The following is a 16,896-nucleotide window of genomic DNA, read 5'->3' on the forward strand; positions in this document are numbered from 1 at the left end:
GGCCGGGCTAGAACCAGGTTTGAAGCGAAAGCCATGCGCGCGGCGCACGGTCCGGGTCGCCGGTGGACGGCAGCGCCGTCGTCGTGCGCCAGGCCAGGTAGGTCTTGACCAGAAATTTGCCGGGCTGGCCCAGCGTGGCGCCCACACCGACGGAACCGAGGTTCAGCGTGTTGGCATTGCCCGGCACAGTGGGGCCGTTCTGGTTGAAGCGAATGCGCCCATGGTCATAGAAAGCCAGCAGGGTCAAAGGCTCACCCCAAACCGTTGGCGCGAGCTGGTAACGCGACTCCAGGTTCAACAGGAAACCTGTATCGCCGACGCCTTCGCCCACCGGGTAGCCGCGCACGCCGTTGGGCCCGCCCAGGACCATTTTTTCGGCCGAGCTGAGGTTTTTCGACGCAAGCTGAGCCTGTGCCGCGACGTGAAAGCTGTAAGCGGCATCAAAAAACTGGGAGCGCTGGAATTCCAGGTTCAGCTTGCTGAAACCGCCCGCTGTGCGCAGGCCGCCGAGGCCGTCGTCAAGCGCCTGATCGGCAGCATTCAACGTGAGGCGGCCGAAGGTGGCGTTCACGGCATAGTTGTTCAGGCTGCTGCCGCCCGCCAGCTCGTCGATGAAGTTACCCGCCAGCCCCAGCCTGAGCGCGACGATGTCGCGCTCGCTTTTGAGTGCAGGTGTGCGCGTTTCGTCAACGAGCTTTTTTTGCTCTGCACTGATGAGGCCGTACAAATTGTTGGCGCGCCCGCGCAGCAGGGGGTGGGACAGGTTGAGGCCGAGAATGTCGGCCCGGCCGCTGGCCCCCAGCGGCTCGAATTGCTTGCCCAGCGCGTAATCCAGGCGCACCGCGCTGACACCCACCCGCGTGCCGTAAGCGCCGACCGGCACGGTGTAGCCGGCGCGGTACAGGGTCGAGCCAGCCTGGTCGCTTTGCTGGGTGCTCAAGGCCAGCACGTCACCGCGCCCCAGCAGGTTGTTGAGATTGGCACTTAACGTGACACGCGCGGCACCAGCGGCGCGCGCGCCATGGTTGTCTACGCTGACCGAGCCGTCGGCGCGCGGCCCTTTGCCCTGCACGGTGATCAGGACATCCGCCAGGCCCAGGCGATCTCCGGGCTCGACCGTAGCGCCGGCGTCATATCCCGCCAGGTCGCGCAGCAACAACACGGGCTTGTCGAGTGCGTATTCGGTAACGGCGTCACCGGAGCGCAGCTGGCTGCCCACCAGTTCTTCCGCAAATGTTTTTGAGATGCCGGCGCCGTCGACACGCACAGTGACGCGGCCGACCCGCGCTTCAATGATGGTGATGGCGACAGTCCCGCCTTCCGCGGGAAACGCCTGCTCGGGCAGGTAGGCCTGCGTGAGCAGATAGCCGTTCTGCCGGTAAAGCGCGCTGATGGCATTGGCGGCGTCTGTGAGGCCGGCCAGATCCGTGGGCCGGTGGAGCCGGCTCGACAGCAAAGCCGCAAGTGCTTCACTGGAGAAAACGCTGTTGCCGGAAAAACTGAACGCCGCCGGCGTGATGCGCGCAGCTCCGGCTGCTGGCTCCGCAACCCGGGGTGGTGTCAGTTCGGGCAGTGGGCCGCTACGCGGGGGTAGCAGCGGTAACGAACCTTGCGGCTCCAGCAGCGTTCCGGCATCGGGCCGCACGTCCACGCGGGCCTGCGCCAGCGCAGGGACGTCCAGGGCGATACATGCGCCCAGAACCCCCCAGGCGAAAAGCCTGGATGCCAGAAAGACTGAACTGCGCAAGGAGCGACCTTTCGGTGGACAAATGAAACAAAATGTTTTATTGGTTGTAGCGCTTTAGCCTTACGCTGTCCAATATTTTTCGCTGGAACTCCTTCCATTTTCGCTGTAAGTGTTTGTTTTTGCACGATTATTTAAGCTCTTTAGGAAAATAAAGGGGCGCGCTCAATGGTCATCGACCATTTGTAAATGAATGTTACACAAATTATTCCCGTCGACAGGCAGACAGAAGTGGTCGTCGGCTGCTTGATGGAGCGCTGGTCAACAAGATGAGAAGAAGAGGCAAAGAAGGGGGAACAGCACTCATGGGGGTCTGTGCCAGCCCTCGCCAGTACTGGCGAGGGCTGCGCCAGAAGCCTGCAGACGGTATGCCCAGGCCGTATTTGCTATCTTTTTGAGAGCTGCTTGCGCACGTCCAGCGGGGATGGTGAGCCGTTTTAATGCTCAATCATGGCACCGACCCGTTCACCGGGGTTGCCCACGGGATCGCCGCCAACCGGGAGCCATCTAGCCGCAGCGAAACTGCCGACGCAGCAGAAAGCGCCGGTTAACGGCCTCAAAAACAGGCTGGAGTCAGCCAGGCCCCTCGCTAAAGACACGAGAAGGAGAGGACGACGCGTACCCGTCCCGGGGCCTCAGCTCAGGCTGTGCCCCATACCTCGCGTGCGGTTTCGACCACCAGGCGCAGCTTGTTGCGTTGCGCTTCCACGGCGATGTTGTTGCCGTGCACGGTGCTGCTGAAGCCGCACTGCGGTGACAGCGCGAGCTGCTCCAGCGGCGCGTATTTCGCGGCGTCTTCAATGCGGCGTTTCAGGTCGTCCTTGCTTTCCATTTCACCGAACTTGGTGGTGACCAGGCCCAGCACCACGGTCTTGCCCTTGGGCAGGTATCGCAGGGGTTTGAAGTCGCCGCTGCGGCTGTCGTCGTACTCGAGGAAATAGGCGTCCAGGTCCATCTCCTTGAGCAGCGCCTCGGCCACCGGCTCGTAGTTGCCGGCCGCGGCGTGGGTGCTCTTGAAGTTGCCGCGGCACAAATGCATGGCCAGCGTCATGCCGGCGGGCTTTTGCGCGACCACCTTGTTGATGAATTTGGCGTAGCGGTGCGGCAGCTCATTGGGGTCGTCGCCGCGCTGGCGCGCCGCCTCGCGCATTTTTTCGTCGCACAGGTAGGCCAGATTGGTGTCGTCCATCTGCACGTAGGTGCAACCGGCCGCGGCCAGGCTGCGCAACTCGTCGCCATAGGCTTTTGCCACGTCGTCGTAGAAAGCCGGGTCGAGTTCGGGATAGGCCTCCTTGCTGATGCCGGCGCGGCCGCCGCGAAAGTGCAGCATGGTGGGCGAGGGAATCGTGACCTTGGGCGTGTTGCCCGCACTGACCTGGCTTTTGAGGTACTGGAAGTCGGCGAGCTGGATGTCCTTGACGTGGCGCACCTTGTCGATCACCCGCATCACCGGCGGCGCCAGTTCCATGCTGCCGTCGGGCCGCTGGATGGTGACCGGGATGTCGGTCTTCACGCCGCCGATCTGCTCCAGGAAGTCGATGTGGAAGTAGGTACGGCGGAATTCGCCGTCGGTGATGCTTTTGAGGCCCACGTCTTCCTGGAACTTCACGATTTCGGTGATGGCCTGGTCTTCGACCTTGCGCAGTTGTTCGGGCGTGATCTGGCCCTTGGCTTTTTGCTCGCGGGCTTCCAGCAGGTACTGCGGGCGCAGAAAGCTGCCGACATGGTCATAACGGGCGGGTAGCTTGGCGGTCATGGGAAAGTCTCCGTAGTTGGCAAATCAGGATTTCACAGGCACAAGCCCTCATGGTATTCCAGCAAAATCGCCCCTCATTGAATACATAAACTCCGTATTTACCCTGTATTTCCCTTTTTTTCTTGGATTTTTTGCAATTTATGTATACATTGAGTATCCATGAATGTCCAGAAATCGACTTTTCCCTTGAATGCTTGGTATGCCGCCGCCTATGACGTGGAAGTGGGCCGCACGCTGCTGGCGCGCACGATTTGCAAACAGAAGGTGGTGATGTTCCGCCGCACCGACGGCCAGGTCGCCGTGCTGGAGGACGCCTGCTGGCACCGGCTGCTGCCGCTGTCCATGGGCACGCTGGACGGCGACGAGGTGACCTGCGGTTACCACGGCCTGGTCTATAACGCTCAAGGCCGCTGCACCCACATGCCTAGCCAGGAAACGCTGAACCCCTCGGCCTGCGTGCGTGCCTTCCCAGTGCTGGAAAAGCACCGCTTTGTCTGGATCTGGCCCGGCGACCCGGCCAAGGCCGACCCGGCGCTGGTGCCCGACATGCACTGGAACGACGACGCAGACTGGGCCGGCGACGGCAAGCTGATCACGGTGAAGTGCGACTACCGCCTGGTGGTGGACAACCTGATGGACCTGACCCACGAAACCTTTGTGCATGGCTCCAGCATCGGCCAGCGCGCGGTGGCCGAAGCGCCCTTTGTAGCCACGCACGGCCACCGCACGGCCACCGTCACGCGCTGGATGGAAAACATCGACGCACCGCCTTTCTGGGCCGGGCAGATTGAGCACGCGCGCGGCTACAGGGGCAAAGTGGATCGCTGGCAAATCATCAAATTCGAAGCGCCCTGCACTGTGAACATCGACGTCGGCGTGGCCGAAGCCGGATCAGGCGCGCCACCCAAAGACGGCGAGCCGGGCGACCGCAGCAAGGGCGTCAATGGTTTTGTGCTGAACACGGTGACGCCAGAAACAGACGGCAGCTGCCACTACTTCTGGGCTTTCGCACGCAACTACTGCCTGGGTGAACAGCGCCTGACGCACCAGCTGCGCGAGGGCGTGGCCGGGATCTTCCGCGAGGACGAGCATGTGCTGGAAGCCCAGCAAATCGCCATCGATGAACACCCGGACCACCAGTTCTACAACCTCAACATCGATGCCGGTTCCATGTGGGCCCGGCGCCTGATCGACGGGCTGATCGCGCGGGAAAAACCACCGGCACCCGTCATCGCCATCCGCCGGGCCGCCTGAGGCGGAAATCACCTCCCATGCCAACCACAACAACCGCTATCAATTCAATAGCTGCTGGCGCCCATTCAGAAAGGGCTACAGGCCAAAATAGCCTTGAAAGCGCGCAGGTACGGGCGCAGCTGCAGCTTCGCGAGATGATCCTGGCCGGCGAGTTGCCCGGCGGCGCACGCATTGCCGAGCTGTCCATCGTTGAAAAACTCGGCTTCTCACGCACGCCGATCCGCGCGGCATTGATGCGGCTGGAGCAGGAAGGCCTGCTGGAATCGCTGCCCAACGGGGGCTACGCCGTGCGCACGTTTTCCGAACGCGATGTGTCCGAAGCAATCGAGTTGCGCGGCACCATCGAAGGGCTGTCGGCGCGGCTGGCCGCCGAGCGCGGCGCACCTACCGTGGTGCTGAACGAAGCCCGCGAATGCCTGGGCAAGATTGATGCTGTGCTCAGCCAGCCTGCGCTGGACGATGAGGCTTTCTCTTCCTACGTCGCGCTGAACGAGCGGTTTCATGAACTGCTGGGTGAAATGGCCGGTAGCAGCGTCATTGCCAAAGAACTCGAACGCGTGTTCAGCCTGCCGTTTGCGTCGCCTTCGGGTTTTGTGGTGGTGCAGGCCAATTCCCCGGGCGCGCGCGACATGCTGGTCGTGGCCCAAGACCAGCACCGCCAGGTGCTCGACGCCATTGAGCAGCGCGAGGGCTCGCGCGCCGAAGCGATCATGCGCGAGCACTCACGCCTGGCCCAACGCAACCTGCGCGCTGCCGTGGCCAGCCACAACCTGGACCAGATGCCCGGCGTGCGTCTAATTAGAAAAAAATGACCCCCCGAAGCGGCCTGCGGCCGCCTCCCCCCAAAGGGGGCGCCGCCTGTGGCCCGGCAAAGCCGGTTCCACGGCGGCCCTGAATTGAAGAGACCACGGAGAACTGAAGAATGAGAGCCAACGCTACCTGGACCGATGCAGTCATTGAGTCCTTCTGTGACCTCACGCCAACCGTGCGTGAATTCATCATTCGGCCCACAGACAGTGCCCAAGGCGTGCAGCGCCACGAACCCGGCAGCCACCTGCAGGTGCAGCTGCTGGTGGACGGCAGGCCGCAACTTCGTTCCTACTCCCTGGTCGGCGAGACCGATGACCAAACGTATCGCATCGCGGTGAAGCGGCTCGATGACGGCCGCGGCGGTTCGCGCGCGATGTGGCAGCTGGCCGCCGGCGACCGGTTGCAGGTGAGCGGGCCGCGCAACCATTTCCCGCTGGACTTCAATGCGCCCGCTTACCTGCTGGTGGCCGGCGGCATCGGCATCACGCCGCTGGTTGGCATGGCCGAAGCGCTGGCCGCCCGCTGTGCGCAGTCGGGCCGGCCGCTGCGCATGCTGTATGGCACGCGCAGTGAATCTGAGCTGGCTTACGGCGAAACACTGCGGGCTTTCCTGGGCCAACGGCTGCATGCGGCCGTCGACGCGCGCATCGACTTTGCCGGCGAAATTGCGGCACTGCCGGCGGGCGCGCAAATGTACGTCTGCGGCCCGGTGCCCATGCTGGACGCTGCGCGCCATGCCTGGGAAGCTTCGGGCCGGCCGGCGGCCGACTTGCGCTATGAAACCTTCGGCAACAGCGGGCGCTTCGCACCGCAGGCTTTCCGGGTGCAGCTCCCCCGCCACGCGCTGGACATCACTGTGCCGGCCGACTGCAGCCTGCTGGATGCGCTGGAGCAGGCTGGGGTGCAGGCCGTCTTCGACTGCAAGCGCGGCGAATGCGGCCTGTGCACACTGGACGTGCTGGCGCTGGACGGCGAGATCGACCACCGCGACGTATTTTTGAGCGAGCACGAGAAACAGCAGAACACGCGGCTGTGCGCCTGTGTCTCACGGGTGGTGGGTTCGGTGACGCTGGACTCTTCCTACCGGCCCGACAGTTGATCTCTGAACCGGTCCACCATGGCGCGCCAGTGAAGTTCGCATACAGAACATTGGTACTTGTTGCGAACGCTCAGTAAACTAACGCCAGCATCCCGCCCTTATAAATTCAAAATCGACCACTGGAGACAAACCATGAAAAGACGCCTCTTTACCGCTGCAGCCCTTGCCGTCGCCAGTCTGGCTTCGGCTACTTCGGCACTGGCCCAGGACAACACCTTCAAGATCGGCCTGATCCTGCCGATGACGGGCCAGCAGGCCACTACCGGCCGACAGATCGAAGCGGCCGTGCGGCTTTACATGGCGCAGAACGGCGACAGCGTGGCGGGCAAGAAAATCCAGCTGATCGTGAAGGACGACACCTCACTGCCGGACACCACGCGCCGCCTGGCGCAGGAGCTGGTGGTCAACGACAAGGTCAACGTTCTGGCAGGCTTTGGCATCACGCCCTCGGCCCTGGCCACCGCGCCCATCGCGACACAGTCCAAAACACCCATGGTGGTAATGGCTGCGGCAACGTCCAGCATCACGCAGGCCTCGCCCTACATCGTGCGCAGCAGCTTCACGCTGCCGCAGGTCTCGGTCGCGCTGGCTGACTGGGCGCCCAAGAATGGCATCAAGACGGTGGTCACGCTGGTGTCTGACTACGGCCCCGGCATTGATGCCGAAAAATTCTTCAAGGACCGCCTGACCTTCAATGGCGGCCAGGTGACCGACGCGCTGCGCGTGCCGCTGCGCAATCCCGACTTCGCGCCCTTCCTGCAAAAAGTGCGGGATAACAAGCCTGATGCGCTCTTCGTCTTCGTGCCCTCCGGCGCGGGCGCGGCGGTGATGAAGCAGTTTCTTGAGCGCGGCCTGGACAAGGCCGGCATCCGCCTGATCGCCACCGGCGATGTGACGGACGACGACCAGCTCAACGACATGGGTGACGGCGCGATCGGCGTGGTGACCTCCCACCACTACTCGGCGGCGCACCCCTCGGCCATGAACAAAAAATTCGTGGAAGCCTTTGCCAAAGCCAACAAGGGCCTGCGCCCGAACTTCATGGCCGTGGGCGGCTATGACGGCATGCGGGTAATTTACGAGGCGCTCAAAACCAGCAAGGGCCAGGGTGGCGGCGACGCGCTGCTCGAAGCCATGAAGGGCCAGCTCTTTGAAAGCCCGCGCGGCAAGATCTTCATCGACGCACAGACGCGCGACATCGTGCAGGACGTCTATCTGCGCAAAGTCGAGAAGAAGGACGGGCAACTCTACAACGTGGAATTTGACGTGATCAAGGACGTGAAAGATCCCGGGAAGAATAAGTAACCCCCCGAAGCGCCGCTTCGCGTCGCCTCCCCCCTGCTGGGGGCAACACCAGCGGCCCGGCGAAGCCGGTTCCGCGGTGTTCCTGGTAAAGACACATGCTCACTATTCTCTTCGACGGTATCGCTTACGGCATGCTGCTGTTCATCCTGGCGGTGGGCCTGGCGGTGACCATGGGCTTGATGAATTTCATCAACCTCGCGCATGGCGCCTTCGCCATGGCCGGCGGCTACATCACCGTGTTGCTGATGCAGCACTTCGGCGTGCCTTTTTTGCTGTGCCTGCCGCTTGCCTTCGCCGGCTCAGCGCTGCTGGGCGCTGTGCTGGAGCGCACGCTGTACCGGCCGCTGTACAACAAGCCGCACCTGGACCAGGTGCTGTTTTCGATCGGCCTGGTGTTCATGGCGGTGGCCAGCGTGGACTACTTCGTCGGCTCGACGCAGCAGATCGTGCAGCTGCCCCAATGGCTCAAGGGCCGCACCGAGATCGGCAGCGGCGCCTGGATGCTGGGCATGGGCCACTACCGGCTGTTCATCATTGCGGTGTGCGCCGCGCTCACGCTGGGCCTGCAATACGTGCTGACTCGCACGCGCTTCGGCAGCCGCTTGCGTGCCTCGGTGGACGACCAGCGCGTGGCGGCCGGCCTGGGCATCAACGTCAACATTGTGTTCCTCTCGACCTTCGCCGTCGGCTCGGGCCTGGCCGGCCTGGGCGGCGCGCTGGGCGCCGAAGTGCTGGGGCTGGACCCGAGCTTTCCGCTCAAGTTCATGATTTACTTCCTGATCGTGGTGGCCGTGGGCGGCACCACGTCGATCACCGGACCGCTGCTGGCCGCGCTGCTGCTGGGCATTGCCGACGTGGCGGGCAAGTACTACATCCCCAAGCTGGGGGCCTTCATCGTTTACAGCCTGATGATCGCGATCCTGATCTGGCGGCCGCAGGGCCTCTTTGTGCGCAAGGGCGGCAGATAAATGAACCCTCAAACGTCCCTGCTTAAAAACAGCCGCTGGAAGCTCTGGGAACCGGTGCTCTGGCTCGCCGCCTTCGCCGCGCCGGTGCTGATGCCCAGCCACGCGTCCATCATCAATGAGATCGCCATCGTCGCGCTCTTCGCGGTGTCGCTGGATCTGGTGCTGGGTTACACAGGCATCGTCTCGCTGGGCCATGCTGCTTTTTTCGGCATAGGCGGCTATGCCGCCGCGCTGTTCGCCAAGCTGGTCATGCCGGACCCGCTGGTGGGCCTGGCGGTGGGCATCGCCACCGCCACGCTGCTGGGTGCTGTGTGTTCACTCACCATCCAGCGAGGCAGCGACCTGACACGGCTTATGGTGACACTGGGCGTGGCGCTGATCCTGCTGGAGCTGGCCAACAAGCTTGACTGGCTGACCGGCGGCGCCGACGGCCTGCAGGGCGTGGTCATGGGCCCGCTGCTGGGCCGCTTCGAGTTTGACCTGTCGGGCCGCACCGCCGCCTATTACTCGCTGGCCGTGCTGCTCATTTTGTTTGTGCTGATGCGTCGCCTCGTGCATTCACCGCTGGGCGCGACACTCAAGGCGATACGCGACAACCGCCTGCGCGCCATGGCGATCGGTATTCCGGTCGCCTCCCGCCTGGCGGTGGTCTATACGGTGGCGGCGGGCGTGGCGGGTGCCGCCGGGGCGCTGCTGACGCAGACCACCGGTTTCGCTTCGCTGGACTTGTTTGAGTTCCACCGCTCCGCTGACGTGCTGCTGATCCTGGTGGTCGGCGGCGCGGGCTGGCTGTATGGGGGCGTGGCTGGGGCGATTGTGTTCAAGCTGATGCAGGACGCGCTGTCGTCCATCACGCCGCAGTACTGGACCTTCTGGATAGGCCTCTTCCTGGTGGTGCTGGTGCTGGTGGGGCGCGAGCGCCTGGTCCGGCCCTGGACATGGTTGCCCAAGCGCCAGCGCGGAGGCCAGCCATGAGCGCGACACCGAACAGCGACGCGGTACTGTCCGCGCAAGGGCTGGTGATGCGCTTCGGTGGCATTGCCGCCACCAACAGCGTGAGCCTGAACCTGCAGCGCGGCGCGCGCCATGCGCTGATAGGCCCGAACGGCGCGGGCAAGACCACGCTGGTCAACCTGCTGACGGGCGTGCTGCAGCCGACGGAAGGCCGCATCCTCCTCGACGGCGAAGACATCACGCGGCTGGCGCCGCACCAGCGCGTCAAGCGCGGGATGGTGCGTACCTTCCAGATCAACCAGCTCTTCGATTCGCTCACACCGCTGGAAACGCTGGCACTGACCGTATCGCAACAAGCGGGGCTCGGCGCGAAATGGTGGCAAGCGCTGGGGCGCAACCAGCGCGTGGCCGAGCGCTGCGAACAGTTGCTGGAGCAGTTTCACCTGACCGGAGTGATGGATCAACCGACCCGCATGCTGGCCTACGGCAAGCGCCGCCTGCTGGAAATCGCCGTGGCGCTGGCCTGCGAGCCGCGTGTGCTGCTGCTCGACGAACCCGTGGCGGGTGTGCCGGCCGGCGAGCGCGAAGAACTGCTGCAGACCGTGGCCGCACTGCCCGCTGACGTGTCGGTACTGCTGATCGAGCACGACATGGACCTGGTGTTCAGCTTCGCCACCACCATGACGGTACTGGTCAACGGCACGCTGCTGACCGAGGGCACGCCTGAGGAAATCGCGGCCGACCCTCAGGTCAAGGCGGTCTATCTGGGCCATGGCGAAGGGGTGGCTCATGGCTGAACTCCTCAAGGTCGACAAACTGCGCGCCGGCTACGGCGAGGCAGTGGTGCTGCACGAGGTGTCGTTCGCACTGGGCGAGGGTCAGACGCTCGCGCTGCTGGGCCGCAACGGCACCGGCAAAACCACGCTGATCAACACACTGGCAGGCGCGACGCGGCAGCACGGCGGCACCATCTCGTTCGGGGCAGGCACATCCATGGTCGCGTTGCACCATTTGCCCTCGCACGAACGCGCGGCGGCCGGCATAGGCTGGGTGCCGCAGGAGCGCAATATCTTCAAGTCGCTGACGGTGCACGAGAACCTGACGGCGGTGGCGCGCCCGGGCAAATGGAACCCCGAGGGCGTGTACGCCATGTTCCCGCGCCTGGCCGAGCGCAAGGGCAACCTGGGCACGCAGCTGTCGGGAGGCGAGCAGCAGATGCTGGCGGTGGGCCGGGCGCTGGTACTCAACCCGAAGCTGCTGCTGCTTGACGAACCGCTGGAGGGCCTGGCGCCCATCATCGTGGAGGAGCTGCTGCGCGCCATACGCCGCATCACGCGCGAAGAGGGCCTGAGCGCCATCATCGTGGAGCAGCACCCCCAGGCCATTCTGGCGATTTCCGACAGCGCCGTGGTGCTGGACCGCGGCATGGTAGTCCACACCGGAACGGCCCAGGCGTTGCGCGAGCAGCCCGAGCGCCTGGACCATTTGCTGGGTGTTGCGCGCTGAGCGGCGGCAGGCCCGCCAACCTGCCCTTTTTTAATTTGCGCTTAAAGCGCTCAAATAACGGCTACGCGTCGCCATCATGAATGAGCTCCGGGGCAAAGCGGCTTTCTGTGCTGAAAAGTCAAAAGCAATACACCTTTTTGCGTAGATTCACTTACTAGGGTTTTCCCCTTCGACGGCCTACAATCGCAGACCTTACAAGAAATTGACGGTCGACCCGACCGTTTCCGCTGGAGACCTTGCTGATGCCGACACCCCCCACCGCGACGCCCAATAGCACTGAAGCCAATCGCGAAGAAAAACGCGCCGAATTGCGCCTCGCCGCACTTGAATACCACGAGTTTCCGACCCCGGGCAAGATCGCCATCGCAGCGACCAAACAGCTGACCAACCAGCGCGATCTCGCCCTGGCTTATTCCCCAGGCGTCGCGGCACCTTGCGAAGAAATTGTCAAGGACCCGAACAACGCCTTCAAGTACACCAGCCGCGGCAACCTTGTGGCTGTCGTGACCAACGGCACCGCCGTGCTGGGCCTGGGCGACATCGGCCCGCTGGCTTCCAAGCCGGTTATGGAAGGCAAAGGCGTGCTGTTCAAGAAGTTCGCAGGCGTGGATGTGTTCGACATTGAGATCGACGAAAAAGACCCGGCCAAGCTGGTCGACATCATTGCTTCGCTGGAGCCGACCTTCGGCGCCATCAACCTTGAAGACATCAAGGCGCCCGACTGTTTTTATATCGAGCGTGAGCTGCGCAAACGCATGAAGATCCCGGTCTTCCATGATGACCAGCACGGTACCGCCATCACCGTAGGTGCGGCCGTCCTGAATGCGCTCAAGGTTGTCGGCAAAGGCCCGGGACAAGTCAAGCTCGTGACGTCCGGCGCGGGCGCGGCCGCCCTGGCTTGCCTGAACCTGTTGCTCAAGCTGGGTATCCAGCGCGAAAACGTGTTCGTGACCGATCTGGCCGGCGTGGTCTATGAAGGCCGCACCGAGCTGATGGACGAAGACAAGATTCAGTTCGCGCAGAAGACCGATGCACGCACGCTTGCCGACGTCATCGCTGGCGCGGACATCTTTCTGGGCCTTTCCGCCGGCGGCGTGCTCAAGAAAGACATGGTTGCCAAAATGGCCGCCAAACCCATCATCCTGGCGCTGGCCAATCCCAATCCCGAAATCACGCCGGAGGACGTCCGGACCGTGCGCGACGACGCCATCATGGCGACCGGCCGCACCGACTACCCGAATCAGGTCAACAACGTCCTGTGCTTTCCCTACATCTTCCGCGGCGCACTGGATGCCGGAGCATCCACCATCACCATCGAGATGGAAATCGCGGCTGTACACGCCATAGCCGAGCTGGCACAGGCCGAGCAAAGTGAAGTCGTGGCAGCCGCCTACGTGGGTGAAAAGCTGGCGTTCGGGCCCGAATACCTGATTCCCAAGCCTTTCGATCCGCGCCTCATGATGAAGATCGCGCCCGCCGTCGCGCAGGCGGCGGCCGACAGCGGTGTGGCCCTGCGGCCCATTCAGGACATGAACGCTTACCGCGAGCGGCTGCAAAGCTTTGTCTACGCCTCGGGCACGGTGATGAAACCGATTTTCGCGGCCGCCAAGGCCGCCAGCCGCAAGCGTGTGGCCTATGCCGAGGGTGAGGAAGAACGCGTGCTGCGTGCCTGCCAGATCGTTGTGGACGAAGGACTCGCACGCCCGACACTGATTGGCCGACCCGCCATCATTGCCCAGCGCATCGAAAAATTCGGCCTGCGCCTGAAGGAGGAGCTCGACTACGACGTGGTCAATGTCGAGCAGGATCATCGCTACCGCGACTTCTGGCAAACCTATCACCGCCTCATGGAACGCCGCGGTGTGACGGTGCAGATCGCCAAAATCGAAATGCGCCGCCGCCTCACATTGATCGCCGGCATGTTGCTGCACAAAGGCGATGTAGACGGGCTGATTTGCGGCACCTGGGGCACGACGGCCCATCATCTGGACTATCTGGATCAGGTCATCGGCAAGCGCGAAGGCGTCAACACCTATGCCTGCATGAACGGCTTGTTGCTTCCGGGGCGCCAGGTGTTTCTGCTCGATACGCACGTCAACTGCGATCCGACTGCGGAGCAGCTCGCGGAGATCACCACCATGGCGGCCGAGGAAATGATGCGCTTTGGCATCAAACCGAAGGCGGCTCTGCTGTCGCATTCGAATTTTGGCTCTTCCAACCTGCCCAGCGCCCTGAAGATGCGCCGCACGCTGGAGTTGCTGCGCGAAAAAGCGCCATGGCTTGAGGTTGATGGGGAGATGCATGGCGACATGGCACTGGACGCCGATGCGCGCGCCCTCATCATGCCGAACAGCACCCTGACGGGTGAGGCCAACCTCCTGGTACTGCCCAATATTGATGCAGCGAACATTTCCTACAACCTGCTGAAAACAGCGGCAGGGGGCAATATCGCCATCGGCCCGGTTTTGCTGGGAGCAAACAAGCCCATGCACATCCTGACCGCCACGGCAACGGTGCGCCGTATTGTCAATATGACCGCACTGACGGTAGCGGATGCTAATGCGAGTCGATAAGCAAAAATTAGATAGCTAGCACTAACTTAGCGCATCAATGACCTCTCTCTTTACTGCCTAAATTTTCAGCATCCACTTGCGTTTTTTAGCCACATGCGGCAAACTACCTCTCTTGAAATTTAAGGGTTAACCCGAAAAATCGGTGGGTAACTCTGGATTCGAGAAAAAGGTTTTTTTCATGTTGCGCAATGGGTGGGCGGCCAAAACGGCCATGTTGCTGGTTTTGGCAACCGGTCTGGCCGGGTCAATCCCCAGCATGGTGCAGGCAAAGGGCCCGGTTCCGATCGGGACCATAGCGACCGTCCAATTGCCCCCCCAGGGTCGCGACATGATGGTGCTGATCTACCAGGGCGGGCCTTTCAAGCATGAAAAGGACGGCGTGGTGTTTGGGAACCGGGAACGACTTCTACCGGCTCAACGTCGCGGTTACTACCGTGAATACACCGTCAGAACGCCCGGTGAGCGCAGCCGGGGAGCCCGGCGCATCGTTTGTGGTGGCTTGAAACCTGTCGCACCTGATGCCTGTTATTACACCGACGATCACTATGCGAGTTTTCGCAAAATCGTTCAATAAATTGAACTGTGATCGTTATTTTGAGTTTTTGACTTAAGAGAAAGAGTAGCGGAGATGGATACACCACTTCGTCGGGACAACGAAACGCCTTTGCGCAAGGACGGTGAAACGCCCTTGCGCGGCGTACGTCCCAATATCGTTCAATCCATACGGGCCTTCCGGGTGCAAGACCTGCAGGATGCCGCGACACATCTAAACCAGCATTTCCTGTACGCCAACCTGGGCAACGCCCAGAGCAAGCAGGACGTGCTGGACATGATTGCGGCGCAGTACACCTTTCCGGCGCATTTCGGCAAGAACTTCGACGCACTGTATGACTGCATGACGGACCTGGTCCACAAGTCAGGCCCGCAACCCGGCTTTATCGTCGTGCTTGAGCAAATTCCGGCCAACGCCAAATTTGACAAGGAAGCGCGCGAGCAGTTGCTCGACATCTTCCGGGATGCCTCTGATTACTGGGCGGATCGCAAGATACCGTTCAGATGTTTCTATTCTTTTCTGTAGCCCGCTCCCCAGACATTGGCCAAGGGGATCGGGCGAATGAGGCCCAGCAAGCAACCGCGGAAGGCGAAGAAGTCATGCCAACCGACAAATTGGTAGACGTGTCGCCACTGGCGTTGCGCATGAGCAGCCCGTTTAATGCGGGTTACTGGCTGGCAGCTGCCTGAAAAAGGCGCGCTGTCCGGTTCACGAAAGGCCCGCTTGTTGCGGGCTTTTTTTCGCCAGACCGGGAGTTAAAGACAATGGCCGCATCCGACAACACCGCGCCACGACTTAAAACATGTAGTAAAGAATGCGGTGAAAATATTTGCTGATATCAATCGGGATGCGCACCAGCATCAGCTGAAGACGCGCGATGCCGGACAATCGCGGTCGAACCCGATGGCCGATTTGCGTGTCGGTTCCCGCCTGGCGGACCGGATAGGGCAACAAGGCATAGGTATTGATACCGTGTAAATGCCTCGCCTCCATAAAGTCGTCAACGGCCATGTAAAACCGCGCTGATCGCCGTATCAACTCCGTGGCCTCTCGCGGTCCCAGCACATAAGCCGCCGCGCCGGAAGGGTCACCCCAGTACTTTGCGTACGATGTGCCGCTGATGAATTTGTGTCGTTTCTCAAAAACGCCTGCGAGCCTGACCATGGGATACGGTGCCAATTCAAGCTTGGCGAGCAACGCTGTACTTAGCGCGGAAATTAATACGTCATCTTCCAGCACCAGGCATTTTTCGCCTTGGGCCTGCACTGCTCTCCATGCATCCCGATGCGCCAGAAAACAGCCGACCTCCCCAAGCGACATGCCGTAACCATAGCGAGTCAAACGCATGCTTTCGCTATAGCCGACCTCGGCCAGTCGTCCTGGATCAACCCGCACACCATCAATCAGGCTATAGCGCAACCCTAGCGCCATCATTTGCCTGTCAATGCTTGCTCGCCTGGTGGTCGCCTCGGGAAGTGAGATGACAAATATCTTCATATCAGGTGTACCGAACCGCTAATTGTGCAGTTGCGCTACGCTCTGCGCCAGGGCCACATACTCGGTCACCGCGACTTCTTCAGCACGCCGCTGGACATCAAACCGCCCGCTAAAACCGTGGCTGTCCAGCCACTTTCCCAAGGTGTGACGCAGCAGCTTGCGGCGCTGACTAAAAGCGACCTGCACCAGCTCACTCAGGAGTTTGACGTCCAGCGTCACAGGCGCCGCATGCGGCACCATGCGCACCACGGCACTGTCGACCCGCGGCGGTGGATCAAAACTGTGCGGCGGCACGAACAGCACGTTTTCCATCGCGTAGCGCCACTGCAGCATCACGCTGAGCCGGCCGTAATCGCTGGTAGCTGGCACCGCCACCATCCGGTCTATCACTTCTTTTTGCAACATGAAGTGCTGGTCTTCTATGACCTCCACGGCATCCAGCAAATGAAACAGGATGGGTGTAGAAATGTTGTAGGGGAGATTGCCGACCACCCGAAGTTTTTGCCCTTCGACGCAGGCTGTTCGCGCCAGCTGGCGGACATCCACTTTCAACACGTCGGACTCAACCACGGCAAGCTGGGGATGCAGCCGCAACTGACGGGCAAGATCGCGGTCCAGCTCAATGACCGTCAAGTGCCCCACCCGTTCAACCAAGGGTTGGGTCAGCGCAGCCAGCCCAGGCCCGATCTCCACCATGGCCTGCCCGGGACGTGGAGCAATCGCCTGCACAATCCCCTCAATGATGCCTTGGTCGGTGAGGAAATGCTGGCCAAAACGCTTGCGCGGAATATGTTTCACATTGAGGGCGACCTAAAGCCGCCAGACTGGCATACAAACAAGGCTGCCGTTTTTGGAGAAGTCACCCGGAAAGTTGACG

At 62.0% G+C, this 16,896-nt stretch carries 15 protein-coding genes; 11 read left to right on the top strand and 4 right to left on the bottom strand.

The features are described from left to right. Window positions 1-7: 7 nt before the first annotated feature. Window positions 8-1,747 carry a ShlB/FhaC/HecB family hemolysin secretion/activation protein gene (locus tag AC1D1J_RS15590; protein ID WP_477688182.1) on the bottom strand — a complete coding sequence of 580 codons (1,740 nt, stop codon included), beginning with the start codon at window positions 1,745-1,747 and terminating at the stop codon, window positions 8-10. 637 nt (window positions 1,748-2,384) lie between these two features. Then, window positions 2,385-3,500, bottom strand: coding sequence for a 5-methyltetrahydropteroyltriglutamate--homocysteine S-methyltransferase (locus AC1D1J_RS15595; protein ID WP_457281944.1), 1,116 nt, complete (start codon window positions 3,498-3,500; stop codon window positions 2,385-2,387). Window positions 3,501-3,659: 159 nt separating this feature from the next. Between AC1D1J_RS15595 and AC1D1J_RS15600 the strand changes: the two genes are divergently transcribed. The 11 genes from AC1D1J_RS15600 (at window position 3,660) to AC1D1J_RS15650 (ending at window position 15,047) form a co-directional block, all read left to right on the top strand. Further along, a complete protein-coding gene (locus AC1D1J_RS15600; protein WP_477695175.1) occupies window positions 3,660-4,754 on the top strand; it encodes an aromatic ring-hydroxylating dioxygenase subunit alpha in 1,095 nt (364 codons plus the stop codon). A 17-nt stretch (window positions 4,755-4,771) separates the two neighbouring features. Then, complete coding sequence (locus tag AC1D1J_RS15605) at window positions 4,772-5,566, top strand: GntR family transcriptional regulator (protein ID WP_477695176.1); 795 nt, start codon at window positions 4,772-4,774, stop codon at window positions 5,564-5,566. Between the two features lie 110 nt (window positions 5,567-5,676). After that, window positions 5,677-6,663 carry a PDR/VanB family oxidoreductase gene (locus tag AC1D1J_RS15610; protein ID WP_477695177.1) on the top strand — a complete coding sequence of 329 codons (987 nt, stop codon included), beginning with the start codon at window positions 5,677-5,679 and terminating at the stop codon, window positions 6,661-6,663. Window positions 6,664-6,795: 132 nt separating this feature from the next. Further along, window positions 6,796-7,968, top strand: a complete 1,173-nt coding sequence (locus tag AC1D1J_RS15615; protein ID WP_477651321.1) for an ABC transporter substrate-binding protein — start codon at window positions 6,796-6,798, stop codon at window positions 7,966-7,968. A 95-nt stretch (window positions 7,969-8,063) separates the two neighbouring features. Next, window positions 8,064-8,936, top strand: coding sequence for a branched-chain amino acid ABC transporter permease (locus AC1D1J_RS15620; protein ID WP_477688186.1), 873 nt, complete (start codon window positions 8,064-8,066; stop codon window positions 8,934-8,936). Next, window positions 8,937-9,911, top strand: coding sequence for a branched-chain amino acid ABC transporter permease (locus AC1D1J_RS15625; RefSeq protein WP_477688187.1), 975 nt, complete (start codon window positions 8,937-8,939; stop codon window positions 9,909-9,911). Further along, the gene (locus AC1D1J_RS15630; protein WP_477695178.1) at window positions 9,908-10,687 is read left to right on the top strand and encodes an ABC transporter ATP-binding protein; all 780 of its coding nucleotides are present in this window, start codon (window positions 9,908-9,910) and stop codon (window positions 10,685-10,687) included. The genes AC1D1J_RS15625 and AC1D1J_RS15630 overlap by 4 nt, the downstream gene beginning before the upstream one ends. Beyond that, a complete protein-coding gene (locus tag AC1D1J_RS15635; RefSeq protein WP_477695179.1) occupies window positions 10,680-11,396 on the top strand; it encodes an ABC transporter ATP-binding protein in 717 nt (238 codons plus the stop codon). The genes AC1D1J_RS15630 and AC1D1J_RS15635 overlap by 8 nt, the downstream gene beginning before the upstream one ends. A gap of 242 nt (window positions 11,397-11,638) precedes the next feature. Then, on the top strand, window positions 11,639-13,969 hold the full coding sequence (locus tag AC1D1J_RS15640) for an NADP-dependent malic enzyme (RefSeq protein ID WP_457281935.1): 2,331 nt from the start codon (window positions 11,639-11,641) through the stop codon (window positions 13,967-13,969). A gap of 178 nt (window positions 13,970-14,147) precedes the next feature. Beyond that, complete coding sequence (locus AC1D1J_RS15645) at window positions 14,148-14,543, top strand: guanyl-specific ribonuclease (protein WP_477688190.1); 396 nt, start codon at window positions 14,148-14,150, stop codon at window positions 14,541-14,543. Window positions 14,544-14,597: 54 nt separating this feature from the next. Then, window positions 14,598-15,047 (top strand): barstar family protein, encoded by a 450-nt coding sequence (locus AC1D1J_RS15650; protein WP_348050784.1) that lies wholly within the window; start codon window positions 14,598-14,600, stop codon window positions 15,045-15,047. Between the two features lie 270 nt (window positions 15,048-15,317). On the opposite strand, the gene AC1D1J_RS15655 is transcribed toward AC1D1J_RS15650, so the two are convergent. Both AC1D1J_RS15655 and rsmA read right to left on the bottom strand, forming a co-directional pair. Further along, window positions 15,318-16,019, bottom strand: a complete 702-nt coding sequence (locus AC1D1J_RS15655) for a glycosyltransferase family 25 protein (protein ID WP_477688191.1) — start codon at window positions 16,017-16,019, stop codon at window positions 15,318-15,320. A gap of 18 nt (window positions 16,020-16,037) precedes the next feature. Then, window positions 16,038-16,817, bottom strand: a complete 780-nt coding sequence (gene rsmA, locus AC1D1J_RS15660) for a 16S rRNA (adenine(1518)-N(6)/adenine(1519)-N(6))-dimethyltransferase RsmA (RefSeq protein WP_477688192.1) — start codon at window positions 16,815-16,817, stop codon at window positions 16,038-16,040. Window positions 16,818-16,896 lie beyond the last annotated feature (79 nt).

This window comes from Polaromonas sp. P1_F8, assembly GCF_056405635.1.